The 26,019-nt window shown below is 69.5% G+C and carries 25 protein-coding genes; 11 read left to right on the plus strand and 14 right to left on the minus strand.

Annotated elements, in window-relative coordinates:
- Nucleotides 1-18 precede the first annotated feature (18 nt).
- Nucleotides 19-756, minus strand: coding sequence for a ribonuclease PH (gene rph / locus RIE31_08220; protein MEQ8640572.1), 738 nt, complete (start codon nucleotides 754-756; stop codon nucleotides 19-21).
- Nucleotides 757-981: 225 nt separating this feature from the next.
- On the opposite strand from rph, the gene hrcA reads away from it, so the two are divergent.
- The 8 genes from hrcA to RIE31_08260 all read left to right on the plus strand — a co-directional run bounded on the left by hrcA (nucleotide 982) and on the right by RIE31_08260 (nucleotide 10,316).
- The gene (gene hrcA / locus RIE31_08225) at nucleotides 982-2,034 is read left to right on the plus strand and encodes a heat-inducible transcriptional repressor HrcA (GenBank protein ID MEQ8640573.1); all 1,053 of its coding nucleotides are present in this window, start codon (nucleotides 982-984) and stop codon (nucleotides 2,032-2,034) included.
- A 142-nt stretch (nucleotides 2,035-2,176) separates the two neighbouring features.
- The gene (grpE, locus tag RIE31_08230) at nucleotides 2,177-2,947 is read left to right on the plus strand and encodes a nucleotide exchange factor GrpE (GenBank protein MEQ8640574.1); all 771 of its coding nucleotides are present in this window, start codon (nucleotides 2,177-2,179) and stop codon (nucleotides 2,945-2,947) included.
- A 42-nt stretch (nucleotides 2,948-2,989) separates the two neighbouring features.
- Nucleotides 2,990-3,742 carry a class I SAM-dependent methyltransferase gene (locus tag RIE31_08235; GenBank protein ID MEQ8640575.1) on the plus strand — a complete coding sequence of 251 codons (753 nt, stop codon included), beginning with the start codon at nucleotides 2,990-2,992 and terminating at the stop codon, nucleotides 3,740-3,742.
- Nucleotides 3,739-4,407 (plus strand): methyltransferase domain-containing protein, encoded by a 669-nt coding sequence (locus RIE31_08240; protein MEQ8640576.1) that lies wholly within the window; start codon nucleotides 3,739-3,741, stop codon nucleotides 4,405-4,407. The genes RIE31_08235 and RIE31_08240 overlap by 4 nt, the downstream gene beginning before the upstream one ends.
- A gap of 229 nt (nucleotides 4,408-4,636) precedes the next feature.
- Nucleotides 4,637-6,601 (plus strand): molecular chaperone DnaK, encoded by a 1,965-nt coding sequence (dnaK, locus tag RIE31_08245; GenBank protein ID MEQ8640577.1) that lies wholly within the window; start codon nucleotides 4,637-4,639, stop codon nucleotides 6,599-6,601.
- Between the two features lie 133 nt (nucleotides 6,602-6,734).
- A complete protein-coding gene (dnaJ, locus tag RIE31_08250) occupies nucleotides 6,735-7,916 on the plus strand; it encodes a molecular chaperone DnaJ (protein ID MEQ8640578.1) in 1,182 nt (393 codons plus the stop codon).
- Between the two features lie 134 nt (nucleotides 7,917-8,050).
- On the plus strand, nucleotides 8,051-8,878 hold the full coding sequence (gene dapB, locus RIE31_08255; protein MEQ8640579.1) for a 4-hydroxy-tetrahydrodipicolinate reductase: 828 nt from the start codon (nucleotides 8,051-8,053) through the stop codon (nucleotides 8,876-8,878).
- Nucleotides 8,871-10,316, plus strand: a complete 1,446-nt coding sequence (locus RIE31_08260; GenBank protein MEQ8640580.1) for an adenylate/guanylate cyclase domain-containing protein — start codon at nucleotides 8,871-8,873, stop codon at nucleotides 10,314-10,316. Before dapB ends, RIE31_08260 begins: the two co-directional genes overlap by 8 nt.
- Before the next feature lie 12 nt (nucleotides 10,317-10,328).
- On the opposite strand, the gene RIE31_08265 is transcribed toward RIE31_08260, so the two are convergent.
- Nucleotides 10,329-10,925, minus strand: a complete 597-nt coding sequence (locus RIE31_08265; GenBank protein ID MEQ8640581.1) for a DUF2244 domain-containing protein — start codon at nucleotides 10,923-10,925, stop codon at nucleotides 10,329-10,331.
- A 226-nt stretch (nucleotides 10,926-11,151) separates the two neighbouring features.
- On the opposite strand from RIE31_08265, the gene nth reads away from it, so the two are divergent.
- On the plus strand, nucleotides 11,152-11,811 hold the full coding sequence (gene nth, locus RIE31_08270) for an endonuclease III (protein MEQ8640582.1): 660 nt from the start codon (nucleotides 11,152-11,154) through the stop codon (nucleotides 11,809-11,811).
- A gap of 37 nt (nucleotides 11,812-11,848) precedes the next feature.
- On the opposite strand, the gene RIE31_08275 is transcribed toward nth, so the two are convergent.
- The 3 genes from RIE31_08275 to RIE31_08285 form a co-directional block, all read right to left on the minus strand.
- Complete coding sequence (locus tag RIE31_08275; protein ID MEQ8640583.1) at nucleotides 11,849-12,334, minus strand: hypothetical protein; 486 nt, start codon at nucleotides 12,332-12,334, stop codon at nucleotides 11,849-11,851.
- A gap of 77 nt (nucleotides 12,335-12,411) precedes the next feature.
- Nucleotides 12,412-12,879: a polymer-forming cytoskeletal protein gene (locus RIE31_08280; protein ID MEQ8640584.1), complete on the minus strand. Its 468-nt coding sequence runs from the start codon at nucleotides 12,877-12,879 to the stop codon at nucleotides 12,412-12,414.
- A 196-nt stretch (nucleotides 12,880-13,075) separates the two neighbouring features.
- Nucleotides 13,076-13,801, minus strand: a complete 726-nt coding sequence (locus RIE31_08285; protein ID MEQ8640585.1) for an EI24 domain-containing protein — start codon at nucleotides 13,799-13,801, stop codon at nucleotides 13,076-13,078.
- Between the two features lie 151 nt (nucleotides 13,802-13,952).
- On the opposite strand from RIE31_08285, the gene RIE31_08290 reads away from it, so the two are divergent.
- On the plus strand, nucleotides 13,953-14,948 hold the full coding sequence (locus RIE31_08290; GenBank protein ID MEQ8640586.1) for an adenosine kinase: 996 nt from the start codon (nucleotides 13,953-13,955) through the stop codon (nucleotides 14,946-14,948).
- Between the two features lie 26 nt (nucleotides 14,949-14,974).
- On the opposite strand, the gene RIE31_08295 is transcribed toward RIE31_08290, so the two are convergent.
- The 3 genes from RIE31_08295 to RIE31_08305 all read right to left on the minus strand — a co-directional run bounded on the left by RIE31_08295 (nucleotide 14,975) and on the right by RIE31_08305 (nucleotide 18,666).
- Nucleotides 14,975-15,652 carry a hypothetical protein gene (locus tag RIE31_08295; protein MEQ8640587.1) on the minus strand — a complete coding sequence of 226 codons (678 nt, stop codon included), beginning with the start codon at nucleotides 15,650-15,652 and terminating at the stop codon, nucleotides 14,975-14,977.
- Between the two features lie 66 nt (nucleotides 15,653-15,718).
- Nucleotides 15,719-16,846 (minus strand): hypothetical protein, encoded by a 1,128-nt coding sequence (locus RIE31_08300; GenBank protein MEQ8640588.1) that lies wholly within the window; start codon nucleotides 16,844-16,846, stop codon nucleotides 15,719-15,721.
- On the minus strand, nucleotides 16,843-18,666 hold the full coding sequence (locus tag RIE31_08305) for an extracellular solute-binding protein (protein ID MEQ8640589.1): 1,824 nt from the start codon (nucleotides 18,664-18,666) through the stop codon (nucleotides 16,843-16,845). Before RIE31_08305 ends, RIE31_08300 begins: the two co-directional genes overlap by 4 nt.
- 50 nt (nucleotides 18,667-18,716) lie before the next feature.
- Here RIE31_08305 and ald point away from each other — a divergent pair, with 50 nt between their 5' ends.
- Nucleotides 18,717-19,832 carry an alanine dehydrogenase gene (gene ald, locus RIE31_08310; GenBank protein MEQ8640590.1) on the plus strand — a complete coding sequence of 372 codons (1,116 nt, stop codon included), beginning with the start codon at nucleotides 18,717-18,719 and terminating at the stop codon, nucleotides 19,830-19,832.
- A gap of 38 nt (nucleotides 19,833-19,870) precedes the next feature.
- Here the strand turns inward: ald and RIE31_08315 are convergent, their stop codons facing one another.
- From RIE31_08315 to pstC, 6 genes are all read right to left on the minus strand, one after another.
- Nucleotides 19,871-20,788 (minus strand): dienelactone hydrolase family protein, encoded by a 918-nt coding sequence (locus tag RIE31_08315; protein ID MEQ8640591.1) that lies wholly within the window; start codon nucleotides 20,786-20,788, stop codon nucleotides 19,871-19,873.
- Between the two features lie 83 nt (nucleotides 20,789-20,871).
- Complete coding sequence (phoB, locus tag RIE31_08320) at nucleotides 20,872-21,642, minus strand: phosphate regulon transcriptional regulator PhoB (protein ID MEQ8640592.1); 771 nt, start codon at nucleotides 21,640-21,642, stop codon at nucleotides 20,872-20,874.
- 7 nt (nucleotides 21,643-21,649) lie between these two features.
- Nucleotides 21,650-22,399 carry a phosphate signaling complex protein PhoU gene (gene phoU, locus RIE31_08325; protein ID MEQ8640593.1) on the minus strand — a complete coding sequence of 250 codons (750 nt, stop codon included), beginning with the start codon at nucleotides 22,397-22,399 and terminating at the stop codon, nucleotides 21,650-21,652.
- A 45-nt stretch (nucleotides 22,400-22,444) separates the two neighbouring features.
- Nucleotides 22,445-23,224, minus strand: coding sequence for a phosphate ABC transporter ATP-binding protein PstB (gene pstB / locus RIE31_08330; protein ID MEQ8640594.1), 780 nt, complete (start codon nucleotides 23,222-23,224; stop codon nucleotides 22,445-22,447).
- A gap of 86 nt (nucleotides 23,225-23,310) precedes the next feature.
- Nucleotides 23,311-24,627, minus strand: coding sequence for a phosphate ABC transporter permease PstA (gene pstA / locus RIE31_08335; GenBank protein MEQ8640595.1), 1,317 nt, complete (start codon nucleotides 24,625-24,627; stop codon nucleotides 23,311-23,313).
- The gene (gene pstC / locus RIE31_08340; GenBank protein MEQ8640596.1) at nucleotides 24,620-25,999 is read right to left on the minus strand and encodes a phosphate ABC transporter permease subunit PstC; all 1,380 of its coding nucleotides are present in this window, start codon (nucleotides 25,997-25,999) and stop codon (nucleotides 24,620-24,622) included. Before pstC ends, pstA begins: the two co-directional genes overlap by 8 nt.
- Between the last annotated feature and the right edge of the window lie 20 nt (nucleotides 26,000-26,019).

The following is a 26,019-nucleotide window of genomic DNA, read 5'->3' on the forward strand; positions in this document are numbered from 1 at the left end:
GGACGGGGCTGTCGTGGCTTAGGCGAGGCCGAGCGCCGCCCGTTGCAGGGCGAAGAGTTCGGCCGCCCCTTTTTGCGCCAGGGCCATGAGCCGGTCGAAGTCGGCGCCGCTCATGGGCCGGTCCTCGGCCGTCGCCTGGACCTCCACCAGGCCACCGCCATCGGCCAGGACGAAGTTGGAATCGGCGGCGCAGGTGGAATCCTCCGCATAGTCCAGGTCGAGCACCGGCCGGCCCTGCCAGACGCCGCACGATACCGCCGCGAGCTGGCCATAGAGTGGCGGCGTCTTCAGCGCGCCCTTGGCGTCGAGCCAGGCCACTGCCTGGTGCAGCGCCACCCAGGCGCCGGTGATGGCCGCCGTGCGAGTGCCGCCATCGGCCTGCAACACATCGCAGTCAATGCGGATCTGTCGCTCGCCCAGCCGGGTCAGGTCAATGACCGCGCGCAGGCTGCGGCCGATGAGCCGCTGGATTTCGGTGGTGCGGCCGGACTGCTTGCCGCGCGCCGCCTCGCGGTCGGTGCGGGTGTGGGTGGAGCGCGGCAGCATGCCGTATTCCGCCGTCACCCAGCCGCGGCCGCTGTTGCGCAGGAAGGGCGGCACGCTGTCCTCGACGGACGCGGTGCACAGCACCTGGGTATCGCCGAAGCAGGACAGGCACGAGCCTTCCGCGTAACGGGCGTAGCCGGGTTCCAGCCGGATCGGCCGCAGTTGGTGATCGGCCCGGCCGGACGGGCGCGGCGTCAGTGGTTCGGCCATGGCAGATCCTTTTGGCTGGGCGGCGGGGAGTGGCGCAGGAAGGCGGGGTTGGCGCGGACGCTAGACCGCGATGGCACAAGAGGCAAGGCGCGGGGTGATGAGGCTGCCGGCTGGGTGAGCATGGCCTATACTCGGCCAGGACATATATAGAGTCATGGAGAGTCGGGCACCGACAGTGACGGTGCCCGCAGCGGAGACCTGATACGCGTGGCCACGCCCGATGATCTGGTAAGCAAGCTGAACGCCCGCAGCCGCGACGTGCTGCGCCGGGTGGTGGATCTGTATCTCACCACCGGCGAGCCGGTGGGCTCGCGCACTCTGGCCCAGGCGCTGGGGCGCGACGGCGGGCTGGCCCTGTCACCGGCGACCATTCGCAACGTCATGGCCGATCTGCAGGATGCCGGGCTGCTTTACGCACCGCATACATCGGCCGGTCGGCTGCCGACGGAATCGGGCCTGCGGCTGTTTATCGACGGGCTGCTGGAAGTGGGACGGCTCAGCCATGACGACCGCGAGGCTATCGAGTCGCGCTGTGTCGCCGCCGGCCGTTCCATGGAGCAGGTGATGAACGAGGCCTCGACCTTGCTGTCGGGCCTGTCGCACAGCCTGAGCCTGGTGATGGCGCCGAAGAGCGATGCGCCGCTCAAGCACATCGAGTTCGTCGCCCTGTCGCCGGGCCGCGCCCTGGCGGTGCTGGTGAGCGAGGACGGCACCGTCGAGAACCGCTTGCTGGACATGCCCGAGGGCACCCCGCCGTCGGCCCTGACGGAGGCCGCCAACTATCTCAATGCCCGCCTGGTCGGCCGCACCCTGGCCCAGACCCGGCATGAAGTGCTGCGCGAGTTGCAGGAACACCGGACGGCCCTGGACGAGGCGACGCGGCGGGTGGTGGAGGCCGGCGTGGCGACGCGGGCGGAAGATGGCGACCAGGGGCTGCTCATCGTCCACGGCCAGTCCACCCTGCTGGAGGATCTGCACGCGGGCGAGGACCTGGAGCGGGTGCGCCGCCTGTTCAGCGAGCTGGAGCGGCGCGAGGGCGTGTTGCGCATGATCGATGCGGCCAACATGGCCGACGGGGTGAAGATCTTCATCGGCGCCGAGAGCGAGCAGTTCGACCTGACCGGCTATTCCTTCATCCTGGCGCCCTTCGCCAAGAGCCAGGAGAAGGTGATCGGCGCCATCGGCGTGATCGGCCCGACCCGCCTCAACTATGCGCGCATCATTCCCATGGTGGACTATACGGCCAAGGTGGTGGGCCGCCTGCTGGGCCAGGGGTGAGCGCGAGCGGCTGAGCCGGATCGGTGGGCGGAGACCGCCAGGCCACGAGCCCGGCGGGGGTTGGCAGGGGCGCGGCGCTTCCTATATGGAGCGGGCTACAGGGGCCGGCCCGGCGCGTCGCCCGGCAAGCGAAGGACCAGATATGAGCGGTGACAAGTCAAGCGAAGCGGACGGCCCGGCCGACCCGACGACCGAAGGCGCGTCGGCCGCCCCGGCGGACCGGACGACCGCGGCCAACGACCCGGCGGCGGACGGGAACGGCGCAATTGGCGGCGGGCCCGACGGTGGCGGGCCGGGCGGCGCGGATGCGCCGGCCGCCGACTGGCAGGCGGAAGCGGCCAGCCTGAAGGACCAGTTGCTGCGGGCCCTGGCGGAGACCGAGAATGTGCGCCGCCGGGCCCAGCGCGACGTGGCGGATGCCCGCCGTTATGGCCCCGCGCCGCTGGCCCGCGATCTGCTGGCGGTGGCGGACAATCTGCAGCGCGCCTTGCAGGCGGTGCCTGACCAGGCGCAGGCGGATGCGGATTCGCCGCTGGCGCGGCTGGCCGAGGGCATGGCCCTGGTCGCCCGCGAGCTGGATCAGGTGCTGGCCCGCAACAATATCAGCCGGGTCCCGGCGGTGGGCCAGCCCTTCGACCACAACCGGCACGAAGCCATGATGCAGGTGGACGACGCCAGCGTGCCGGCCAATACGGTGGTGCAGGAGATGCAGGCCGGCTATGTGCTGCACGACCGCCTGCTGCGACCGGCCATGGTGGCGGTGTCGCGCGGCGGCGCGGCCAGGGCGCCGGCGACGGGCGCAGCGGCGGACGGTGTGGCGGCGGAAGGGGCAGCGGAGGGCAGCGCGGAGTCCGTCGAGGCCGCGACCGGGCCGGGCGGCGGCAAGGGCGAGACGCTGGACACAAAGGCGTAAGCATCCGCGACAGGGCGGCGGGGGCGGCATAGACTTCCGGTCATGGCCGACACCTCGAAGGCAGCCGGGAAACCGGCCGGGCGGCAGGCGCGACAACCGGCGGACACCGGCTCGCCGTGGCGCAGCAGCGTGGCGCCGGATCGCGACAACCGCGCCTGGTTCGAGCAGATCTATCGCCAGGCCGACGGCGATGTGGAGGCGGTGCCGTGGGGGCGCCGCGGGCGGTCCGATCCGCTGGCCCGGTGGCTGGATGATCTGGCGGCGGACCCGGCCAACGCCGCTGTGCTGAACGGCGCCGGCCGGCGCGCGCTGGTGGTCGGCTGTGGTCTGGGCGGCCATGCGGTCCGTCTGGCCGGTCTTGGTTTCACGGTCACCGCCTTCGACATCGCCGAAACGGCGGTGGCGTGGGCGGCCGAACGTCACGCCGGCCACGGCATTACGTTCGTCGTCGCCGACCTGTTGCGGCCGCCGGCGGAATGGCGCGGCGGCTTCGACCTGATCGTCGAGGCCATGACCCTGCAGACCCTGCCGGGCGACGGTCGCCACCACGCCATGAGGCAGCTGGCGGCGATGCTGATGCCGGGCGGCCATCTGCTGCTGGTGGCCAGCGGCCGCGACGCGGGCCAGTCGCCCGAATGGCCGCTGAGCGAAGAACAACTGGCCGGGCTGGAGCGGGCCGGGCTTGTGCGGTGGCGTTTTGACATCCAATGGCGTGAGATGGCCGGCGAACGCCGCCGCCTGTTCCGCGCGGTTTATCAGCGGCCGCCGGACGGTGCGGCGAAGCCGGCGCCATGAGCGCGCCACAACAGAGGGAAGATATGGACGAGCGCCAGCGGATCGCCCGCTTCGATGACATGTACCGCGAGGCGGCGGGCGATCCCGACAAGGTGCCGTGGCACCGCCTGCGCACGCGCCAGGAAGTGGCCCACTGGCTGGCGCGCGAGCGGCCCGACGGCCGCGGCCGAACGGCGCTGGTGGTGGGCTGTGGTCTTGGCGATGACGCGGCGGCGCTGGCCGAAGCGGGGTTTGCCGTCACCGCCTTTGACCTGTCGGAGACGGCGGTCGCCTGGGCGGCGGAGCGCCACAACGGGCCGGTGGCGGCCGGGCGAATCACCTTTGTGGCCGCCGACCTGACGGCGCCGCCGGCGGCATGGGCCGGCGCCTTCGACCTGGTGCTGGAGGTCTATACCCTGCAGGCCATGCCGGCCGGTTTGCGGGCCGAAGCCTTTGCGGTTCTGCCGACGCTGGTCAGGCCGGGCGGCCACCTGCTGCTGATCTGCTCGGGCCGGGCGCCGGGCGAGGCGGAGCATGACGGCCCGCCCTGGCCGCTGCTGCGGACAGACCTGGCGCCGCTCACCGCCGGCGGGCTGGTGGAGGAGCGGTTCGAGGAAATCACCTACACCTTCAACGACCAGCCACGCCGCATGTTCCGGGTGCTCTATGGCCGGCCGGCCGCCTGAGGGGCGGATCGGCGCCGCAAACTAATCCCGCCGCGGCGGTTGCAGGCGGCGGCAAGCGTTCCTATATGGGGCTGAGCGAAGCGGCCGGCATCATGACGGGTGCCGGGCCGCGCCCCCTGAACACCCCGGGGGCCGTGATCCGCGCCAGTCATGGTAGGTGCAGAGAATGCCGGATTACCGGGACTTTCTGGCTTGCCGGGCGGAGACGGCCTGCTGAAGGAGCCTGAATATGAGCAAAGTCATCGGCATTGACCTTGGCACCACCAACTCGTGCATCGCCGTCATGGACGGCAAGGAGGCGCGGGTCATCGAAAATGCCGAGGGCGCCCGCACCACCCCCTCCATGGTCGCCTTCGCCAAGGACGGCGAACGGCTGGTCGGCCAGGCGGCCAAGCGCCAGGCGGTGACCAATCCGGAAAATACCCTGTTCGCCATCAAGCGTCTGATTGGCCGGCGGTTCGACGACCCGTTGACCAAGAAGGACATGAAGCTGGTGCCCTACACCATTGTCGAGGGCGACAATGGCGACGCCTGGGTGGAGGCCGAGGGCAAGAAATATTCGCCGTCGCAGATCAGCGCCTTCATCCTGCAGAAGATGAAGGAGACGGCCGAGGCCCATCTCGGCGAGACGGTAGAGCAGGCGGTCATTACGGTGCCGGCCTATTTCAACGATTCGCAGCGCCAGGCCACCAAGGACGCGGGCAAAATCGCCGGCCTTGAGGTGTTGCGCATCATCAACGAGCCGACCGCGGCGGCGCTGGCCTATGGTCTGGACAAGAACAAGACCGGCACGGTGGCGGTCTATGATCTGGGCGGCGGCACCTTCGACATTTCGATTCTCGAGATCGGTGATGGCGTGTTCGAGGTCAAGGCGACCAACGGCGACACGTTCCTCGGCGGCGAGGATTTCGACATCCGCATCGTCGACTATCTGGCCGACGAGTTCAAAAAGGAAAACGGCATCGACCTGCGCAAGGACCGGCTTGCCCTGCAGCGCCTGAAGGAAGCGGCGGAGAAGGCGAAGATCGAGCTGTCCTCCACCGTGCAGACGGAAATCAACCTGCCCTTCATCACCGCCGACCAGAGCGGGCCCAAGCATCTGGCCATCAAGCTGACGCGGGCCAAGCTGGAAGCGCTGGTGGATGAGCTGGTGCAACGGACCATCGGTCCGGCCAAGGCGGCGATCAAGGATTCGGGCCTGTCGGCCGGCGACATTGACGAGGTGATCCTGGTCGGCGGCATGACCCGTATGCCGAAGATCATGGAGACGGTGAAGCAGCTCTTCGGCAAGGAGCCGCACCGCGGCGTCAATCCGGACGAAGTTGTGGCGGTGGGCGCAGCCATTCAGGGCGGCGTTCTGCGCGGCGACGTCAAGGACGTGCTGTTGCTGGACGTGACGCCGCTGTCGCTGGGCATCGAGACCCTGGGTGGCGTGTTCACCCGGCTGATCGACCGCAACACGACGATTCCGACCCGCAAGAGCCAGACTTTTTCCACCGCCGAAGATAACCAGACCGCGGTGACCATCCGCGTCTTCCAGGGCGAGCGCGAGATGGCGGCGGACAACAAGCTGCTGGGTCAGTTCGACCTGGTTGGCCTGCCGCCGGCGCAGCGCGGCGTGCCGCAGGTGGAGGTGACCTTCGACATCGACGCCAACGGCATCGTCAATGTGTCGGCCAAGGACAAGGCCACCGGCAAGGAACAGCAGATCCGTATCCAGGCGTCGGGCGGCTTGTCGGACAGTGACATCGAAAACATGGTGCGGGAGGCCGAAGCCAATGCGGAGGCCGACAAGGAGCGCCGCGCCCGGGCAGAGACCCGTAATCAGGCCGATACGCTTGTCCACATGACGGGGAAGAACCTGGCCGAGTTCGGCGACAAGGTGAGCGAGGACGAGAAGTCGGCCATCGAGTCCGATCTGGAGGCGCTGAAGACGGCGCTGGCCGAGGAAGACGCCACGGTGGAGGACTTGCAGGCCAAGGTGCAGGCGCTGGCCCAGTCCAGTATGAAGCTGGGCGAGGCCATGTATAAGGCGCAGCAGGAAGAGGCCGCTCCGGACGGCGGCGATGCGGCGGCGTCCGGTAATGGCCCCGACAGCAGCGCCGGCGGCAGTAGCGCCAGCGACAGTAGCGATGGTGTGGTGGATGCCGACTTCACCGACGTGGACGACGAGGACAAGCGCGACCGCGCCTAGTCTCTTGTCGCCTCCTCCAAACCGCCTGCCCAGGTTGTGGCCGGCTGGTCAGGACGGGCCCGTATCGGGCTTTCCACCAGCCGGCCGCAGCGTCACTGTGGCGCCGATGTGCTGCTCACCGGACTCCTGACCCATGGCCACCCGCGACTATTATGAAGTGCTGGGCGTCGCCCGCGACGCCGATGCGGATACCGTCAAGAAGGCGTATCGCAAGCTCGCCATGGAGCATCACCCCGACCGCAACAAGGGGGATGCGAAGGCGGAGCAGCGCTTCAAGGACGTCAATCAGGCCTATGACGTTCTGAAAGACCCGCAGAAGAAGGCGGCCTATGACCGCTTTGGCCACGCCGCCTTCGAGGCCGGCGGCATGGGCGCGGCCGGCGCAGGCGGCGGCGCAGGCGCGGCTGGCGCGCGAGGCTTCGGCGATTTCACCCAGGGCTTTGCCGACATTTTCGAGGAGATGTTCGGCGACTCCGTGGGCGGCCGCGGTCGTGGCGGCCAGGGCGCGCGCGGTCGCGGTTCCGATCTGCGCTACAATCTGGAAGTGGATCTGGCGACCGCCTTCGCCGGCAAAGAGGCGCGCATCCGCGTACCCACCAGTATCGCCTGCGACTCATGCAACGGCAGTGGCGCCGAAGGCGGCGCGGCGCCCACTACCTGCCCGTCGTGTGGCGGCGCGGGACGGATGCGGGCGCAGCAGGGCTTCTTCACCATAGAGCGCACCTGTCCCACCTGCGCCGGCGCCGGCCAGGTGATCGACAAGCCGTGCCGCAAGTGCAGCGGCGCCGGCCGGGTGCAGCGCGACCGCACCCTGACCGTCAATATTCCGGCCGGGGTGGAGGACGGCACCCGCATCCGCCTGGCCGGCGAGGGCGAGGCCGGGGTGCGCGGCGGCCCGGCCGGCGATCTCTACATCTTCGTTTCGGTCAAGCCGCACCCGGTGTTCCGCCGCGACGGCCGGACCCTGAAGATCGACGTGCCCATCGCCATGACCGTGGCGGCGCTGGGCGGTCAGGTGGAGGTGCCGACCGTGGACGGACCGCGCGCGCGCATCACGGTGCCGGCCGGCACCCAGAGCGGCCAGACCTTCCGCCTGCGCGGCAAGGGCCTGTCAGGCCTGCGTCAGGCGCAGCGCGGCGACATGCTGGTGGAGGTCAAGGTGGAAACGCCGGTCAACCTGACGGCGCGGCAGAAAGAGCTGCTGAAGGAGTTCGCCCAGGGCGCGCCCGGCGGCGGCCGCAAGTCCAACAGCCCGCAGACCGAGGGCTTCCTGTCCAAAATGAAGGAGCTGTGGGACGACCTGACGGAGAAGTAGGACCGTCGCCACCGTCGCCGCGTCTCCGCATGATGAATCGCCGCCGCCTTGCCGGCGGCTTTGTGCTTTACTGCGCCCTGCTGAGGGAGGGAAATATGCCGCCCGACAGGAACCGGGCTGGTGGGGAGGGGCACGTGTCCGACGCTGACATAATCACAATCGCCATTGCCGGTCCCGGCGGCCGGGTCGGCCAGCGGCTGGTTGCCGCGGTTGAGGCGGCCGATGACCTGCGTCTGGTCGGCGGGCTGGTCAGGCCGGGTTCCCCCCTGGTGGGGCAGGCTCTGGCCGGCGCGCCGCAGGCGATGATGACGGACGATCCGGCGGTGCTTCTTGCCATGGCGGATGTGGTGATCGACTTCACCACGCCGGCGGCGACCCGTGCGTTAGCCCTGGCGGCGGCCGGTCTGGGCGGCGGGGCAACGACCGCGGGCGCGGCCATCGTCAGCGGCACCACTGGCCTCGCGGCCGCGGACGAGGCGGCGCTAGACCGGGCGGCGGAACGGGTGGCGGTGGTTCATGCGGCCAATATGAGCCCGGCCATACACTTGCTGGCCGGTCTGGTGCAGCGCGCCACGAAGGCGCTGGGTCCGGCCTGGGATATCGAAATCGTCGAGATGCATCACCGCCACAAGGTGGATGCGCCATCGGGAACCGCCCTGTTGCTGGGCCAGGCGGCGGCGGCGGGGCGCGGGGCGCGGCTGGAGCATCTGCGTCTGGCGGCCCGTGACGGCGTCACCGGCGAACGACCGGCGGGATCAATCGGCTTTGCATCGCTGCGCGGCGGCGATGTGGTGGGCGAGCACCAGGTGATCCTGGCCGGCGCCGGCGAGCGCGTGGTGCTCGGTCATGTGGCCGCGGATCGCGGCCTGTTCGCCGCAGGCGCGCTGGCCGCGGCGCGGGTGATCGCCGGCCGGCCGGCCGGGCGCTATACCCTGGGACAGCTCATGGGACTTGATGACTGACGACCCGAGCCGCGCGTCGCTGACCGACGCGGTGCCGGCGGCGGGCCGGGGTTTGCCGCCGGCAGCGCCATGGAGCGGGCGGGAAGGCCTGCGCGCCGGCCATGCGGTGACGCTCGATTCGGTGGCGGCGCTGCGGCTCGCCATGCGCGGCCGCTTCATCTCGCTGGCGGTGGTGGCGGTCCTGCTGTTCACGGTGGCGCCGGCGCCGGACGTGTTCTGGTTCCACGGCCTGCTGCTGGTGTTCGGCCTGCTGGGCTGGCTGCAATACCGCCTGCACCGCCTCGGCGGCCACCGGCTGCTGGACACCGGCCTGATGGCGGCGGACTTCACGCTGCTGACCTTCACGCTTCTCTTTCCCAATCCGCTGAGCGCATCGGCGGTGGGTGCGCCCATCCAGCTCTGGCTCAACGGCTCCAACGTCATTTATTTCTTTATCATCCTTGGATCGCTGGTGTTCTCGGCGACGCCGCGTCGGGTGATGATCGGCGGCGTTCTGGCGGCCGCGGCGTGGAGCGCCGGCTTTCTGATGATTGCGCTGCGACCTGACAGCGTGACCATTCTGAACACGGACGTGCCCATGCGCATCGGCGTCTATGACGATGCGGCGCGGGCCATCATCACGGATCCGCACTGGGTGGACATCATGATGCTGCCGCAACAGGTGGTGGTGATCGTGCTGGTGGCATGGATTCTGTCCATTGCGGTCGGTCGGTCGCGCCGGCTGCTGGTGCGTCAGGCGGAGGCGGCGCGGCAGCGGGCCAATCTGGCGCGCTATTTTCCGCCGACAGTGGCCGACCGTCTGGCCCGCCGCGACGACGGGCTGGGCGCGGTCAGCGTCCAGCCGGTGGCGGTGCTGTTCGCCGATGTGGTGGGCTTTACCGCCCTGTCGGAACGGCAGCCGCCGGAACAGGTGGTGGCCATGCTGCGCGAGCTGCACCGCCGGCTGGCCGACGCGATTTTTGCCCATGACGGAACGCTCGACAAGTTTCTCGGCGACGGCGTGATGGCCACTTTCGGCACACCTGAAACCCGCGACGGCGATGCGGCGCGGGCGCTCGACTGCGGCCGCGCCATGCTGCGGGAAGTGGACGACTGGAACCGGCAACGGACGGCGGAGGGGGTCGACGCGGTGCGCCTGTCGGTGGGTCTGCACTACGGGCCGGCGGTGCTGGGGGATATCGGCAGCGAGCGCCGGCTGGAGCTGGCGGTGGTGGGCGACGTGGTCAATGTGGCGGCGCGGTTGGAGGCCATGACGCGGCAGCACGACACGGCGCTGCTGGCCAGCGCCGATCTGGTGCAGGCGGCGGCCAGGAGCGGTGGCGAGCAGGTCCGGCGCGATCTGGAAGAGGTGCCGCCGCTGGCGCTGGACGGCCGGGCCGACCGGGTGGCGGCGTGGCGGCTGGCGGCGCGGCCGGCCGGCCAGGCGCGGGCTGACTAGAGGCCGGGCTGGCTAGAGGCCGGGCTGGCTGGGGGCCAGGGGGGCGGGCCGGCGGTCGGCCAGCGCGGTGCGCAGATCCTCGGCCAGTTGTTCCTTCTGCGCGGCGCCGAGAAAACCGCCGATGAACAGCCGCCGGCCGTGCGAGGTGAGGGTCAGCAGCGGCTGGCGCAGGCCACGACCACCGCCGGCCAGCATCTCCACCCTGAGCCAGGTGGGCTCCAGCCGCCATTCGGTCATGCGGCCGCCGGCGTCGCCGCGGGTGACGATGAGTTCGCTGTCGGTCAGACGGATCCACTCAAAGCGCCGTCGCTCGCGGTTGGACAGGCGAAAGGCGCCCCACAGCAGCAGGCCTTCGAGCCCGAAAAAGCCGGTGACCGGCCAGGCGCCGCGCGAGAGGAACCACAGGGCCGGCACGGCGGCCAGGGCCACATAGAGTGTCACCAGGGCGACAAAGCCGGGGCGGGTCAGGCTGCGGTGGGGACGGATCAGCGCCTCATAGAGGAGGCCGGGGGCCGGGGTGTCGCCGGACGCGGGTATGAGGCTCGGCCGCTGCAGCACCGTCCGGGCGCGGTCGGCGGTGGCGGGTGAGGTGTCGGTCGGCGGCGGCATGACCCGACCAGTAAAACCCGCCCGGCGGCGCTTGCCAAGCGGCGGCGAAGCGGTGCGGCGGGGCCTTGTGCCTGGCTGGCGCCGGACCCCGCACCCGGCCCGCACCCGGCCTGGAACCGGCAGAGATCTGGTAAGAGACCATGGCGCTGCGGCCGGCGGGCGGGGGGGGAGGGTGAGCGGGGGGTTATGGGTTCTGGGTCCCGGCGATCACCATTAGGCTAGGGTCATGGCCCGCCGACGATTGCTCAAACCGGACGAGATCGAGGCTTTCTTCGCGCGCCTCAAGGATGTGGACCCGGCGCCGCAGACGGAGCTGGTGTGGTCCACCCCCTATACCCTGCTGGTGTCGGTGGTGCTGTCGGCGCAGGCGACGGACGTTTCGGTCAACAAGGCGACGGCGCGGCTGTTCCCGAAAGCGGATACGCCCGAGGCCATGCTCCGCCTGGGCGAAGAGGGTCTGCGCGATCATATCAAGACCATCGGCCTCTACAACGCCAAGGCGAAGAACGTCATTGCCCTGTCAGAGGCCCTGCTGCGCGATCATGCCGGCCGGGTGCCGGACAGTCGCGAGGCGCTGATGGCGCTGCCCGGAGTGGGACGCAAGACCGCCAATGTGGTGATGAACTCGCTGCACGGGGCGAAGACCATCGCCGTCGATACCCACGTCTTTCGCGTTGCCAACCGTACCGGCCTGGCGCCGGGCAAGACCGTGCGGGCGGTGGAGGATGGGCTCATGCGGCGGGTGCCGGAGCACTGGCAGGACCATGCCCACCACTGGCTGATCCTGCTGGGGCGCTATACCTGTGTGGCGCGCAAGCCCAGATGCCTGGCCTGTCCGGTGGCCGATCTCTGTCTCTACAAGGACAAGACGCAAGCATCAGCGTAAGGCAGGCGGCAGAGGGCGGTGAGGCGGACCGGTGACGTTAGCCGGTGCCGCGCAGGCCGCGCAGGCAGGCCCGTCGCGCCCTGTCGCCCTGCAGCAACTGGCCGGCCCCATCCATCATGTCGTAATGGACCACCTGGCGCAGGCCGACCCGGTCATAGAGATAGAGGTTGAGGACACAGTCGCTGCGCCGGTATTGCCAGACCTCGGCCTGCACTTCCTGACGCACCCATGGCGCCGGCCCCATGAGGCGGACCAGCCGGTCGCGGTCGAGACCCACCAGGCGGGCCGGGTTGTCGTCCGGGTCAGGCGCGGCGGTTGTTGTCTGGCCGGCGGCGGATTGGGTGGCGGCAGGTTGGCTGGCGGCGGGCGGGGTTGTGCTGGTGGATGCGACCGGGGCCGCCGGGGCGGCGGCCTGAGTGACGGTAGCGCCGGGGGTCCGGCTGGTCTGGCCGCCGGCGGTGCAGGCACCGAGCAGCAACCCGGCCAGCAACATGCCGATTGTCAGCGGCGTTGTCCGCCGCACCGGGTCGGCCGGCGGGCGCAGCGGACCCGGACGGTGGCCCGCCGTGTGGCCGGAACTGCGCCGGAGGCGAACGCCGTTCAGCGTGGCACTCCGCCGCTGTCGTCGGACTCGATCTTCTGCACGTCACCGGACACTTCGGCACCGCTTTCAATCTCTATCTGGCCGTAACGCACCTTGCCGGTGAGGCGGCCGGTGCCGTGCACCACCAGGCGGTTGCGGGCCGTCAGCTGACCATCGAAGGTGCCGGCGATGATCGCCGTGTCCACCGCCGCCGAGCCCTTGAAGGCGCCGGAGCGGCTGACTTCTATGGTGCGGCTGTCGTTGAGATCGGCCTCCACCTCGCCTTCCACCACCAGCGTATCGCAGGAGGTGATCTGGCCGGCCAGTTTGATGTCGCGGCCGACGGTCAGCTTCTTGCCGTCGCCGCCGCCGCCGCTGGTCTCGCGCCGGTTGGAGGCGGGCACCGTGAAGGCGCGGCGGGGAAACTCATGAATGCCACCGAGGCCGGGGTCGGCCCGGCGGGGCGAAGAGGAATCGTCGGACATGGAGGCTCCGGGTCTGAGGCCCGCGGGCGGGCGTTGGCGACAGTTTACGCGTCTTGGCGGCGTATGCGGAGAGGGAAGTTCAGGACCGGTGTCAGGCGCAGAAAGCGGTGCTTTCCGGCCCGTCGGGGGGGGGGTGGGCGAGGGGCGGGGCCGGCGAGGGGGTTGGGCCGGCGGGGCCAGGGCTGCCGCGGCAGGCTCAGGTGGCGGCGAAGAAGTGCGGCGCCAGCAGATGAGCCATGAGGGCGGTGGCGATGAAGGGGGCCAGCAGGTTGAGCCCCGGCACGGCGAACAGGCCGACGGTGACGGCGCCGGCGAGGAAGAGCGTGCCGCCGAGCCGGCGGCGCAGGGCCAGCGCCGCCGCCCGGTCGAGCCGGCGATAGGCCACCAGCTCGAAATACTCACGCCCCAGCAGCCAGCCATTGAGCAGCACATACAGGGCCACATTGAGCGGCGGCAGAAAGAACAGCAGCAGATAGGCCGGCAGGGCCAGCACATTGACCGCCAGCACCAGCAGGGCGAAGCGCAGGCCGGTGGCGAGTCCGGCCAGCAGCGACTGACCGGCCGCCGGCGGCAGACCCGGATAATGGCGGCGCTCCACATGGGCGGCCACCTGCTCGGCGAACAGGCCGGCGACCAGCCCGGCCACCGCCGGCAGCAGGAACCAGGCGGCGACCAGGGCGGTGGCGCCGCCGGCCCAGTCCACCACCCGCTCCAGCCAGGCCATGTCAAACAGACGGGTGGAGGCCAGCAGGGTGATGACGCCGCCCCACAGCGCCACCAGCAGGAGCAGGGTGAGGCCGGCCGAGGCGAGGACCAGACGCAGGGTCGGCCGCTCGCTGAGCTGGGCGAAGGCGCGGACGAGAGCGGCGATCAGGTTGGCGACCATGGCGCCGGTTATGCCGGCGGCGACGCGGCCGGTCAAACCGCATTGCCCAGGGCGGCGATGGGCCGCCGCCGGCAGCGATGGCGGGAGCGGCTGGACGGCCGGCCGTGCGGTCGGGATACTCCGCCGCAACCGGAGCCTCCGGCGATACCGGCCAGGCAAAGGCCGGCAGGAAACAGGGGAAGAGAGCATGAGCGACGCGGCCTACGACGTACTGGCCATCGGCAATGCCATTGTGGATGTGCTGGCCCAGACCGAAGAGGCGTTCCTGACCAGGGAGGGCCTGGCCAAGGGGGCCATGACCCTGATCGACGCAGAGCAGGCGGCGGCGCTCTACAACCGCATGCCGCCGGGTATCGAGATGAGCGGCGGCTCGGCCGGCAATACGGCGGCGGGGGTCGCCGCACTGGGCGGCCGGGCCGCCTATATCGGCAAGGTGCGCGACGACCAGCTGGGGCAGATCTTCGCCCACGACCTGAAGGCGCTGGGGGTCGCCTTTCCGGTGGTGCCGGCGCTGGACGGGCCGGCCACGGCGCGCTGCCTGATTTTCGTGACGCCGGACGCGCAGCGCACCATGCAGACCTATCTTGGCGCCTGCGTCGGCCTGACCCCGGACGATGTGAATCCGGACGCGGTGGCGCGCGCCGCCATCACCTATCTGGAGGGCTATCTGTGGGATCCGCCGGCGGCCAAGGAGGCCTTCCTCAAGGCGGCCAGGGCGGCGCACGACGCCGGCCGGCAGGTGGCGCTGACCCTGTCGGATGCGTTCTGCGTCGACCGCCACCGGGCGAGCTTTCGCGATCTGGTGGCGGGGCATGTGGATGTGCTGTTCGCCAATGAGAGCGAGATTCTCTCACTTTACCAGACCGGGAACTTCGATGATGCCTTGCAGGCGGTGCGTGGCGATTGCCGCCTTGCTTTCCTCACCCGATCGGAGAAGGGCAGCGTCATCGTCACCCCCGACGAGGTGCATGTGATCGACCCGTGGCCGGTTGCGCGGGTGGTGGACACCACCGGCGCCGGCGATCTCTATGCGGCCGGCGCGCTCTATGGCATCGCCCGCGGTCTGCCCCTGGGCCAGACCGGACGCATTGCCTCGGCCGCGGCGGCGGAGGTCATCGGCCATTATGGCGCCAGGCCCGAGGCGGACCTCAAGGCCATGGCCGACCAGGCCATGAAGGGGTAGGGCCGGCTGGTCTTTGCCGGCCGGGTCTAGGCCTCTTCCGCCCAGCCTTTAAGGCCGATGGGTTCGTTGCCGAGTTGCACGTCCAGACCCTGGAGCATGCGGGCGAAATAGGCGAAGGCGCTGACGATCTGGATCAGCCACGAGATGGCGCCGTCGTCGAGGCCGGCGCGGCGCAGCGCGTCCAGATCGGCCGGACCGCAGGCAGCGGGGTCGAGGCTGAGCTTCGTGGTGTAGGCCAGCATGGCGCGGGTTGCCCCGTCCAACCCGTCGAGCCTCGCCAGTGCGGATGACGGATCGTCCGGTGAATCGAGCGCGGCGAGAACATCGTCTGCTGCCGTTGCATCGCCGGCCCCGGCCGCCACAAAGAAATCACGGAAATTGGCGCCATGATGGGTGGCGGAATAGGCGCTGCCGGCGAGCCGCGCGGCGGCGGTGGCGATCAGCTCGCGCCGCCATTGCGCCAGCGGGCAGGCATCGTCGTGCAGCACCGCCAGATAGAGGTGGTGGGCCGGGCCGACGACGCCGGGGGTCCCGGACATGGCCTGATACATGGGCGAGACCCGGCCCCTGGCGTCGCGCACCACGTCATAGGCGGCGGCCACGGCGGGCGGCAGCGCAGCCGATGCGCCAGGGCCGGCATCCGCATGAAAGGCGACGGCGCAGATGGCCGGGTCGCGGATGGGTTTGTTCGAGCTGCCGGTCATTGTTCTTCCTTCGCTTCCCCGCGACGCCGCGCCTGCACACCTGTCGCAACTACAACGCCACCCCGTTCACACCCCTATGTCGCGGCGTTCGGCGAAGAGGTCGCCGTCGCGTGCGAAGTCCGGCAAGCGCCGATGCCACTGGTCCTTGAGCACCTGGATGTCGGGCGTATCCAGGAAGGTGAAGCGGCCATCGCGCCACAGCACCTGGTCGTCAATGGTGATGGTGGCGTCGATCAGCATGGAGGCGATGTGGCCGGGATCGCTGCCGCACAGATGAAAGTGGGTGAAGCGCGGCGAACCGAAGGCGACGGTGCCCCAGCGCTCCAGGTCATCCAGCGGCGGTTCCGTCGCGAAGATCGACGGGTTGATGCCGGTGTGCCAGGAATCCACCCGCCACGGATCACCGCCGACGATTGCGCCGACCCGCTCGAAATGAGCGGTGAGGCGGGCGCAGACCGCGGCCGGGCCATCGAAGCCGGCGATGCGGCCCTGCTCGATGCGGGCGGCCAGCGGCGGCTCCAGCAGATACTGGCTGCCGTCATAGGCGATGGTCGAGGAGGAGGTGAGCCAGCGGCTGAGCGCCATGGTGCCCGACATGCCGGCGGCCGACAGGGGCGGAAAGATGCTGACCGGGAAATTGGCGACGGTGAAGGGCGTCAGGCGGGCCGGCGCATCCGGCCCGGCTTGTGGTGCGGCCGGTGACTCACTGGCCGGCAGGTCGCCGGCCAGATCGCTGCCGTCGGGACAGGTGATGCGCACATGGCGGGCGGTCGCCAGGCGGGCCACCAGCCGGTCGTGCACCGCGTCCATCAGGCCATGGGGGATGCGCCCGAAGCCGGCCAGATAGTCCAGGGTCATGGTGTAGGCGACGGTCTTGCTGCCGGGCCCGGGCAGCGGGCAGAAGCGGATCTGGTCGCCCAGGCGCGACAGGAAGAGCGTGTGGTCGGCACTTTGCATGGCCGCCGTCACATCAGCCGGAAAGTCGGCGGCGGAGCCGGTGATGGCGGTCATGATGATGGTCGCACCGGCGCCCATGGCCCGCGCGCTGGCCGCCAGATGGTCGGCCACGGCGGGATCGTACCAGCGGCCCGGCCCGTTCTCGCCGACGATCAGCAGCGACTGGCCGGCGGCCAGGCCGATGCAGTCGGCCAGCAGGTTGCGGGCGGCCCGGTCAAGCGCGTCGCGGTCTGTCATGGTCGGGCCCACCAGGTTTCCATCACATTGCCGTAGGTGGGAATCACATCGGGATGGGCCAGACGGCGCCACCAGGCAACCCGCTGGTCCGGCGCATAGTGCAGCGGCACCACATAGCTGCCCCAGGCCAGCACCCGGTCGAGGGCGCGGGCGGCGGCCACCAGCTCGGCCCGGGTCACGGCCTCGCTCAGACGCTGGGCCAGGGCGTCCACCACCGGATCATCGACGCCCGCATAGTTGCGGGTGCCGGGCGTCGTCACCCCGGACGAGTGCCAGTAGAGCATCTGCTCATTCCCCGGTGACAGGCTGACGCCCCAGCGGTGCAGAGTGATGTCATAGTCATAGTCGGTGCGCCGCAACTGATACTGGGCACTGTCCACGGTGCGGGCGATGGCGGTGATGCCGAGCCGGCGCAGGGAATCGATCCAGTTGAGGGCCAGGCCCTCGTCGTTGGGATTGACCAGCAGAATCTCGAAGGCGACGGGTTTGCCGGCCGGCGAGACAAGCGCGCCATCGGTGATGGTATAGCCGGCGTCCTCCAGCAGGGCGCTGGCGGTCCGCAGGTTGGCCCGGTTATCGCCGCTGCCATCGGTGGCCGGCAGGACGAAGGGCGTGGTGAACAGCGCCGGCGGCAGCCGGTCGCGGAAGGGCTCCAGCAAGGCCAGCTCGTCGCCGGACGGCAGGCCGCTATAGGCCAGTTCGGAGTTGGTGAACATGCCGTTGGTGCGCGCGAAGGCGCCATGGAACAACGCCTGGTTGGTCCACTCAAAATCGAAGGCCAGCACCAGCGCCCGGCGCAGCGCAATGTCGTCCAGCGGCGGCCGGCGGGTGTTCATGACGAAACCCAGCAGGCCGGCCGGCGCGCCGTGCGCCAGGGATTCCATGACCACCTGGCCGTCGGCGACGGCGGGAAAGTCATAGGCGGTGGCCCAGCGGGTGGCGTCGCCCTCGCCGCGGAAATCCAGCTCGCCGGCCTTGAAGGCCTCGAACATCACCTGACCGTCGCGGAAATAGTCATAGACGATGGTGTCGAAATTGTAGTGGCCGCGGTTGACCGGCAGGTCACGCCCCCACCAGTCGGGATTGCGCGCATAGACCATGCGCCGCCCGGCCTCCACCGCGCTGATTGTGTAGGGGCCGCTGCCGAGCGGCGGAGTCAGGCTGGTCTCGTCGAAGGCGTGGGTGGTGTACCAGGCCTTCGACAGCACCGGCAGGAAGCCGGCAATGACCAGCGGCAGTTCGCCATCGGCCTGCGGCCCCATGACGAAGCGCACGGTCAGCGGGTCCACCACCTCCAGCGAGGCGACGCGGGCGTAGGTGGCCTTGGCGTTTGGCCGGCCGAACTCCCTGAGGGTCTGCCACGAGAAGAGAATGTCGTCGGCGGTGATCGGGCTGCCGTCGGCGAAGCGGGCGGCCGGGTTCAGGCGGAAGGCGATCCACGAGCGGTCGTCCGGCATGGCGGCGCACTCCGCCACCAGACCGTAGAGCGAAAACGCCTCGTCCCAGGTGCGGGCCATCAGAGTCTCAAACACCTGGTTGAGGCCGGCCGCCTTTTCGCCCTTGAGGATGAAGGGGTTGAGGCTGTCGAAGCTGCCGGTGGCGCCGAGCCGGAGCGTGCCGCCCCTGGGCGCATCCACGTTCACATAGTCGAGATGGTCGAAGTCCGGCGGATATTTGAGGTCGCCGTGCATGGCGATGCCGTGCCGGCAGGTCTGGCCGAAGAGCGGATCACTCTGCGCCGTGGCCGGACGCGGCGCGGCGACGACCAGCAGGACGAAAAGGCAAAGGGCAGCTTTCAACAGATGCACGAGAGGGGGCATAGTCGCCTGAGAGTAGCCGGCGGGGCCGGTGGTGAACCGTGGAGACTGTCATGCTGGTCGGTGTGCCGAAAGAGATCAAGGTGCAGGAGCATCGCGTGGCCCTGACGCCGGGCGGTGCGGCGGAACTGTGCCGGGCCGGTCATACGGTCAGGGTGCAGCACGACGCGGGCACCGGCGCCGGTTTCGCCGACGCCGACTATGAGGCGGCGGGGGCCGAGCTGGTGGCCTCGGCGGAGGCGGCGTGGAACGCCGATCTGGTGGTCAAGGTGAAAGAGCCGCAGGCGGCGGAGTTCGCGTATCTGTCGGCCGACCAGATGGTGTTCACCTATCTGCATCTGGCGGCGGCGCGGGATACCGCGGAAGCCCTGCTCAACGCCGGCACGGTGGCCATCGCCTATGAGACGGTGACCGACGCGGCCGGCCGGCTGCCCCTGCTGGCGCCCATGAGCGAGGTGGCCGGCCGCATGAGTGCCCAGGCGGCGGCCTGGTTCCTGCAGAAGCCGCAGGGCGGCAGCGGCGTCCTGCCGGGCGGCGTGCCGGGGGTGGAGGCGGCGGAGTTCCTGGTGATCGGCGGCGGCAGCGTCGGCCAGAACGCCATCCGCATGGCCATGGGGCTCGGCGCCCATGTGACGGTGCTGGACCGCTCGCGACCGCGCCTGGTGGAGCTGGAACAGATTTTCGGCTCGGCCCTCAATACCGCCATGAGCACCCGAGACGCCATCGAGCGGCTGGTGCCGCAGGCCGATGCGGTGATCGGCGCGGTGCTGGTGGTGGGGGCGCAAGCGCCGAAGCTGGTGCGGCGCGAGACCCTGGCCCGGATGCGGCCGGGCAGCGTGGTGGTGGACGTGGCCATTGATCAGGGCGGCTGTTTCGAGACCAGCCGGCCGACCAGCCATGACGACCCGGTCTATGAGGCCGAAGGGGTGCTGCACTATTGCGTCACCAACATGCCGGGAGCGGTGGCGCGCACTTCCACTCTGGCGCTGACCGGGGTGACGCTGCCCTATGTCATGGCGCTGGCGACGAAAGGCGCGCGCCGGGCGCTGGCCGAGGATGCGGGCCTGGCCGCCGGCCTCAACGTGGCGCGCGGCCATGTGTGTCACCCGGCGGTGGCGGCGGCGCTGGGCCAGGAGACGGTGGCGGTGGACAGGGCGCTGGCGGAGTAGAGTCCGGAGTCAGGCACGGCGGCGCACGGGCCGCCGGCCTAGCCTTTCAGGGCTGAGTCGAGAAAGGCAATCGTCCGCTGCCAGGCCAGGGCCGCCGCGTCGGCGTTGTAGCGGGCGGCGTTGGTGTCGTTCATGAAGGCGTGCTGGGCGTCCTCATACATATGCATTTCGTAAGCTACGCCGGCGGCGGCAAGGGCCTCGGTCCAGTCCCGGATGCCGGCATTGATGCGCTGATCTTCGCCGGCATAGTGCAGCAGCAGGCGGGCGCGCACCTGGCTGGCGGCGGCGGCCGGCGGCTGGCTGCCGTAAAACGGCACCGCGGCATCCAGCGCCGCGTCGGCGACGGCGGCATCATTGGCGACGCGGCCGCCCCAGCAGAAGCCGGTGATGGCGGTGCGGCCGGTGGTGTCGGGGCGGCCGCCGCGGCCATAGGCCAGTGCGGCGACGGCGGCGTCACGCACCTGGCCGGCATCGAGGGCGCCGATCATGGCGCGGGCCCGGTCCTCGTCGGCCGGTGTGGCGCCGCCGCCAAGCGACAGGAAGTCCGGCGCGATGGCGATATAGGACTCAAGCGCCAGACGCCGGGCGATATCGCGGGTGTGCGGGTTGAGGCCACGGTTTTCATGGACCACCACCACCGCCGGTAGCGCGCCGGCGCCGGCCGGCCGCACCACATACAGCGACAGATCGCCGTGCGCCGTGGCGATGGTCACGGTTTCGGTTGCCAGGCGCGGGTCGTCTTCGGCCACGGTGGCGGCGCGGGCGTAGTTGTTTTCCAGCAGCGGCAGAAGCGCCTGGGCGGCGGCGACACTGCCGGCGATCATGGCGAGGCGGCGGAGAAAGTCGCGGCGGTCCAGGGGCGCGTGAGTGTAGCGGTCATAGAGGTCTATGACCTCCTGGGTCAGGGCAGGCCGCATGGCGGCGGGTCGGGTCGGGTCGGGCGTACGGGCGGGCATGGGCGGCTCCTGGCGTCCGGTGGCACTGTATGCCGGCGTATGATGGATCAGGCCGGGCGAGCGAGCCGTTCAAGCCTGCGCGATCAGCCGGCGCCTGTCTTGTCGGCGGGTCCGGCGGCCGCGTCGTCTGGCACATCAGAGGCAGCACCGCCCGGCTCGAAGGCGTAGCCGGCCGACCGCACGGTGCGGATCAGGTCCGCCTCGCCCGGCCCGTTGAGGGCGCGGCGCAGGCGGCGGATGTGGGCGTCCACGGTGCGGGTGTCCACTTCCGTGTCGTGGCCCCATACGGAGCTCAGCAGGCTTTCGCGCGAGAAGACCCGGCCGGGCGATTCCATGAGGCGGCGCAGCAGGCGGAACTCGGTCGGTCCCAGATGGATGGCGCGGCTGTCGCGCCGCACCCGGTGGCCGGCGAAGTCGAGGACGACGGGTCCGCTTTCCAACTGTTCGTCGGTGGCGGCGGGCCGGGTGCGGCGCAGCACGGCGCGCACCCGGGCCACCAGCTCGCTGGGGCTGAACGGCTTGACGACGAAATCGTCGGCGCCGGATTCCAGTCCGCGGATGCGGTCATCCTCCTCGCCGCGCGCCGTCAGCATGATCACCGGCAGGCGGCGGGTGGTCCGTCCGCGGCGGATCTGGCGACAGATTTCGATACCCGAGACGTGCGGCAGCATCCAGTCGAGGATCACCAGATCGGGCGTCCGCTCGGCGATCCTGAGCAGGGCCTCCTCGCCGTCATAGGCGGCGTCCACGGCGAAGCCGTCCTTCTCCAGGTTGTAGCGCAGCAGCTCCACCAGGGAGACTTCATCCTCGACGATGAGGATGCGCGGCGTCAGGCGGCTGCTGGCGACGGCCATGGGACGGTCAGGCGTCCGGCGCGTCTTCCGGCGGCGGTCCGCCGGCGGGCCCGGCCGGACCCGCCGGCAGATCCTCGCGTCCCTTCGGCCGCTGCGCCAGGAGCGGCTCGCCGATCACCAGAAAATAGACGTTCTCCGCGATGTTGGTGGCGTGGTCGCCCATGCGCTCTATGTTCTTGGCCATGAACAGAAGGTGGGTGCAGGGAGTGATGTTGCGCGGATCCTCCATCATGTAGGTGAGGAGCTCGCGGAACAGGGCGTTGTAGGCGTCGTCCACCTCGCGGTCGGCGTTCCACACGCCGAGAGCGGAGTCCGCCGAGCGGCCCACATAGGCATCCAGCACGTCCTTGATCATGGCCTGCACCATGCGCGCCATGCGCGGGATGCCGCGGGCCGGCGCGGCCGCCGGCATCTGGCTGATGGCGATAACGCGCTTGGCCATGTTCGAGGCATAGTCGCCGATCCGCTCCAGGTCCGACGACACTTTGAGGGAGACGATGATCTCGCGCAGATCGCGGGCCATGGGCTGCCGCAGGGCCAGCAGGCGCACCACGTCGTGCTGCGCCTCGTGTTCCATGGCGTCCACTTTCTCGTCGTTGAAGACGACGGAGTCGGCAAGCGAGGAATCGCGCAGCACCAGCGCCTGGACGGCGCTTTCGATCTGCTGCTCCACCAGGCCGCCCATGCGGGTGATGGTGTCCTTGAGCCGGGTCAGCTCATTGTCGTAGCTGTGAACGATATGGTCAGGCGAGGCCATGACATGCTCCTGTGGAATCGGCGGGGTCGGCCGTCCGGGCGGCTCCTAGCCGAAGCGTCCGGTGATGTAGTCCTGGGTCCGTTCGTCGGAAGGGTTGGTGAAGATGTGTTCCGTATCGCCTTCCTCCACCAGGATGCCCAGATGGAAGAAGGCGGTGCGCTGCGAGACGCGGGCGGCCTGCTGCATGGAATGGGTGACGATGACGATGGTGTAGTTCTGCCGCAGCTCGTCCATCAGCTCCTCGATGCGCGCAGTGGCGATGGGATCGAGGGCGGAACACGGCTCGTCCATGAGGATGACTTCCGGATTGACGGCGATGGCGCGGGCGATGCACAGGCGCTGCTGCTGGCCGCCGGACAGGCTGGTGCCGGGCTCGCCCAGGCGATCGCGCACTTCTTCCCACAGGCCGGCCTTGCGTAGGGAGTCCTCTACCCGGCCATCGAGCTCCGTCTTGTTGCGGGTCAGGCCGTGGATACGCGGTCCATAGGCGACGTTCTCATAAATCGACTTGGGGAAGGGGTTGGGCTTCTGAAAAACCATGCCGATTCGCGCCCGCAACTGCACCACATCCAGGGCCGGGTCATAGACGTCGATGCCGTCCAGGGTGATTGAGCCGCTGACGCGGGCAATGTCGATGGTGTCGTTCATCCGGTTGAGGCAACGCAGAAAGGTAGACTTGCCACAGCCGGACGGCCCGATCAGCGCCATCACCTGGTTGCGGTTGATTCGCAGGCTGACGTCGAACAGCGCCTGCTTGTCGCCATAGTGGACATTGACCCGGTCGGCTTCGATCTTGATCGACTGGGGCGCGGGCTGGGGCGGCATGCGGGACCTGCTGATGTCGGTGGGGCTGTCAACGGCAACGGCGACCAGATCGGCGGTCATGACGGGATTCTCCCTTTGGTGCAGTTCTACCATTTCCGCTGGTAGCGCTGGCGCAGGATTACGGCGATGAGGTTCATCACCACCAGAAAACCGATCAGCACCATGATGGCGGCGCTGGTGCGGGCGACAAACCCCCGCTCCGGCGAATCGGCCCAGATGAAGATCTGCGTCGGCAGAGCCGTCGCCGGATCAAGCAGGCCGCCGGGATCGGCGGTAATGAAGGCGTTCATGCCGATCAGCAGCAGCGGCGCCGTCTCGCCCAGGGCCTGGGCCAGGCCGATGATGGTACCGGTCAGGATGCCGGGGCGGGCCAGCGGCAGCACATGATGCAGAACCACCTGGTGTTTCGACGCGCCGACCCCCAGGGCCGCCTCGCGGATCGAGGGCGGCACCGCCTTCAGCGCGGCACGGGTGACGATGATCATGGTGGGCAGGGTCATCAGCGCCAGCACCATGCCGCCGACCAGAGGGGCCGAACGGGGCAGGCCGAACAGGTTGAGGAACACGGCGAGACCGAGCAGGCCGAACACCACCGACGGCACCGCCGCAAGATTGGAAATATTGACTTCAATCAGGTCGGTGAACCGGTTCTTCGGCGCGAACTCCTCCAGATAGACCGCGGCGGCGACGCCGATGGGGAAAGACAGGAGAAAGCAGATGAGCAGGGCCCAGAACGAGCCGACAATGGCGCCGCGCAGGCCGGCCAGCTCCGGAAAGCGGCTGTCGGCGGCGAAGAACAGGCGCCAGTTGAAGGGCCGCGAGATAAGGCCGCGATCCACCAGGCTGTCATGCAGGGCGATCTGCTGGTCATTCACCCGCCGCTCCGATTCCGGCAGGCCGGTTTCCACCAGGCCCTTGTGCAACTGGTCCAGCGGGTCGGAGGCCGGCAGCGCCATGGTGACCGTGCGGCCAATCAGCGACAGATCGTCCAGCACCCGCTGACGTACTTCGAAGTGGGCGCCGGCGCTGATCATGTCGAACAGCGCGCGCTGGTCTGTCCGCCCGGTAACGTCAGGAAACAGGTCCATCAGGCCGTTGCGCACCATAGCGCGGTAGTTGGCGCGGCCGGGGTCGTCCGCATCGATGGCGTATTCCTCGCCCGTGAGGTCCACCGGCACCTGTATATGGGTCTGGGTGAAGGCCGGCAGGGCCGTGCTCATGAGCGAGACGAGCAGGATCGCCAGTACGCCGAAGGCGATGGCGATGGCGGCGACGCCATAGACACGCAGACGCACGTCGGCACGGCGCCGACGCCGGCGGTTGCGCACCGCCTGACGTCCCGACCAGTCAATCGGCTCGGACTCCGTGAGTGGGTTCAGGCCCTGGCGCGTCAGATCACTCATATTTTTCCCGATACTTGCGCACGATCCTGAGGGCCAGGACATTGAGCGACAGGGTTGCAACGAAGAGCACCAGACCCAGGGCGAAAGCGGCCAGGGTCTTGGGATTGTCGAAGGAAGTATCGCCGATCAGCAGGGTGACGATCTGCACCGTGACGGTGGTCACGCCTTCCAGGGGATTGGCCGTCAGATTGGCGATAAGGCCGGCGGCCATGACGACGATCATGGTCTCACCGATGGCCCGGCTGACCGCCAGCAACAGGCCGCCGACGATACCCGGCAGGGCGGCCGGCAACAGAACCCGGGTAATGGTCTCGGCCTTGGTGGCGCCCATGGCGAGCGAGCCGTCACGCATGGACTGCGGCACGGCGGCCAGGGCATCGTCGGAAATGGACGAGATGAAAGGCAGGATCATGATGCCCATGACGGCACCGGCGGCCAGCGCGCTGTTGGGCGACACGTCGAGGCCGACGGCGCCGCCGATCTCGCGCATGAAGGGGGCGACGACGAGGATGGCGAAGAAGCCGTAGACCACGGTGGGGATGCCGGCGAGTAGCTCGAGCACCGGCTTGACCACGGCGCGCACGTGCGGGTTGGCATATTCCACCAGATAGATGGCGCTCATCAGGCCAATGGGCGCGGCCACCGCCATGGCGATGACCGCAATGAGCAGTGTCCCGGCGAACACCGGCGCTGCGCCGAAGGCGCCCTCGCCGGCCACCTGGTCGGCGCGGATGGCGATTTGTGGCTCCCAGTTGAGGCCGAACAGAAACTCGCCCAGAGGCACCAGACGGAAGAAGGCCCAGGACTCGAACACCAGGGACAAAAGGATGCCACCGGTGGTCAGGATGGCGGCGGCGGCGCTGGCCAGTATCAGGCCGCTGATGACGTGCTCCACCGCGTGGCGGGCGCGGAAACGCGGCGACAAGCGGGTGCGGGCGAAGACCAGCAGGCCGAGGGCGGCGGCGAAACCGGTCGCCAGCAGCGCCTGGCCGGCCAGAGTCTGCCAGCGGCCATAGCGCTCGCCGGCGGCCAGCAGCCAGGGCTCCGGCTGGCCGAAGAGATTGCCGGCGGCGATGGAGCGAATCTGGCTCAGTACCAGATTGCGTTCGCCGGCGCTCAGCGTGGCGACGTTTATCGCGTCAATGGTGGACAGGATCAGGCGGTCGATGACCGACCCCTGCAGGGCGATCCAGCTCAACACCAGAAGAGCCGATGGCAGGCCAGTCCACAGCGCCACATAGGCGCCGTGATAACCCGGCCGCGCCGCCAGCGCGCCACGGGCGTTCGTTTCCTGCTTGCGGGCGCCGGTCCAGGCCCAGAGGAAGCCGAGAGCGGCTATACCGACAATGAGGAGGAAGGTGATGGAGACCATGGTCACTCCTGTCGCCCCGC

This window comes from Alphaproteobacteria bacterium, from assembly GCA_040218575.1.
In the GTDB taxonomy this organism is placed as follows: domain Bacteria; phylum Pseudomonadota; class Alphaproteobacteria; order JAVJRE01; family JAVJRE01; genus JAVJRE01.

Excerpts from the sequence above, each read along its gene's own strand:
- phoU (MEQ8640593.1), bottom strand. The coding sequence starts at position 22,399 with ATGGCCTCGCCTGACCATATCGTTCACAGCTACGACAATGAGCTGACC.
- pstA (MEQ8640595.1), bottom strand. The coding sequence starts at position 24,627 with ATGAGTGATCTGACGCGCCAGGGCCTGAACCCACTCACGGAGTCCGAG.
- RIE31_08260 (MEQ8640580.1), top strand. The coding sequence starts at position 8,871 with ATGACTGACGACCCGAGCCGCGCGTCGCTGACCGACGCGGTGCCGGCG.
- nth (MEQ8640582.1), top strand. The coding sequence starts at position 11,152 with ATGGCCCGCCGACGATTGCTCAAACCGGACGAGATCGAGGCTTTCTTC.
- RIE31_08315 (MEQ8640591.1), bottom strand. The coding sequence starts at position 20,788 with ATGCCCGCCCGTACGCCCGACCCGACCCGACCCGCCGCCATGCGGCCT.
- RIE31_08235 (MEQ8640575.1), top strand. The coding sequence starts at position 2,990 with ATGGCCGACACCTCGAAGGCAGCCGGGAAACCGGCCGGGCGGCAGGCG.
- RIE31_08280 (MEQ8640584.1), bottom strand. The coding sequence starts at position 12,879 with ATGTCCGACGATTCCTCTTCGCCCCGCCGGGCCGACCCCGGCCTCGGT.
- grpE (MEQ8640574.1), top strand. The coding sequence starts at position 2,177 with ATGAGCGGTGACAAGTCAAGCGAAGCGGACGGCCCGGCCGACCCGACG.
- pstC (MEQ8640596.1), bottom strand. The coding sequence starts at position 25,999 with ATGGTCTCCATCACCTTCCTCCTCATTGTCGGTATAGCCGCTCTCGGC.
- ald (MEQ8640590.1), top strand. The coding sequence starts at position 18,717 with ATGCTGGTCGGTGTGCCGAAAGAGATCAAGGTGCAGGAGCATCGCGTG.
- phoB (MEQ8640592.1), bottom strand. The coding sequence starts at position 21,642 with ATGGCCGTCGCCAGCAGCCGCCTGACGCCGCGCATCCTCATCGTCGAG.
- dnaJ (MEQ8640578.1), top strand. The coding sequence starts at position 6,735 with ATGGCCACCCGCGACTATTATGAAGTGCTGGGCGTCGCCCGCGACGCC.
- RIE31_08240 (MEQ8640576.1), top strand. The coding sequence starts at position 3,739 with ATGAGCGCGCCACAACAGAGGGAAGATATGGACGAGCGCCAGCGGATC.
- RIE31_08305 (MEQ8640589.1), bottom strand. The coding sequence starts at position 18,666 with ATGCCCCCTCTCGTGCATCTGTTGAAAGCTGCCCTTTGCCTTTTCGTC.
- pstB (MEQ8640594.1), bottom strand. The coding sequence starts at position 23,224 with ATGCCGCCCCAGCCCGCGCCCCAGTCGATCAAGATCGAAGCCGACCGG.
- rph (MEQ8640572.1), bottom strand. The coding sequence starts at position 756 with ATGGCCGAACCACTGACGCCGCGCCCGTCCGGCCGGGCCGATCACCAA.
- RIE31_08290 (MEQ8640586.1), top strand. The coding sequence starts at position 13,953 with ATGAGCGACGCGGCCTACGACGTACTGGCCATCGGCAATGCCATTGTG.
- RIE31_08295 (MEQ8640587.1), bottom strand. The coding sequence starts at position 15,652 with ATGACCGGCAGCTCGAACAAACCCATCCGCGACCCGGCCATCTGCGCC.
- RIE31_08265 (MEQ8640581.1), bottom strand. The coding sequence starts at position 10,925 with ATGCCGCCGCCGACCGACACCTCACCCGCCACCGCCGACCGCGCCCGG.
- dnaK (MEQ8640577.1), top strand. The coding sequence starts at position 4,637 with ATGAGCAAAGTCATCGGCATTGACCTTGGCACCACCAACTCGTGCATC.
- RIE31_08300 (MEQ8640588.1), bottom strand. The coding sequence starts at position 16,846 with ATGACAGACCGCGACGCGCTTGACCGGGCCGCCCGCAACCTGCTGGCC.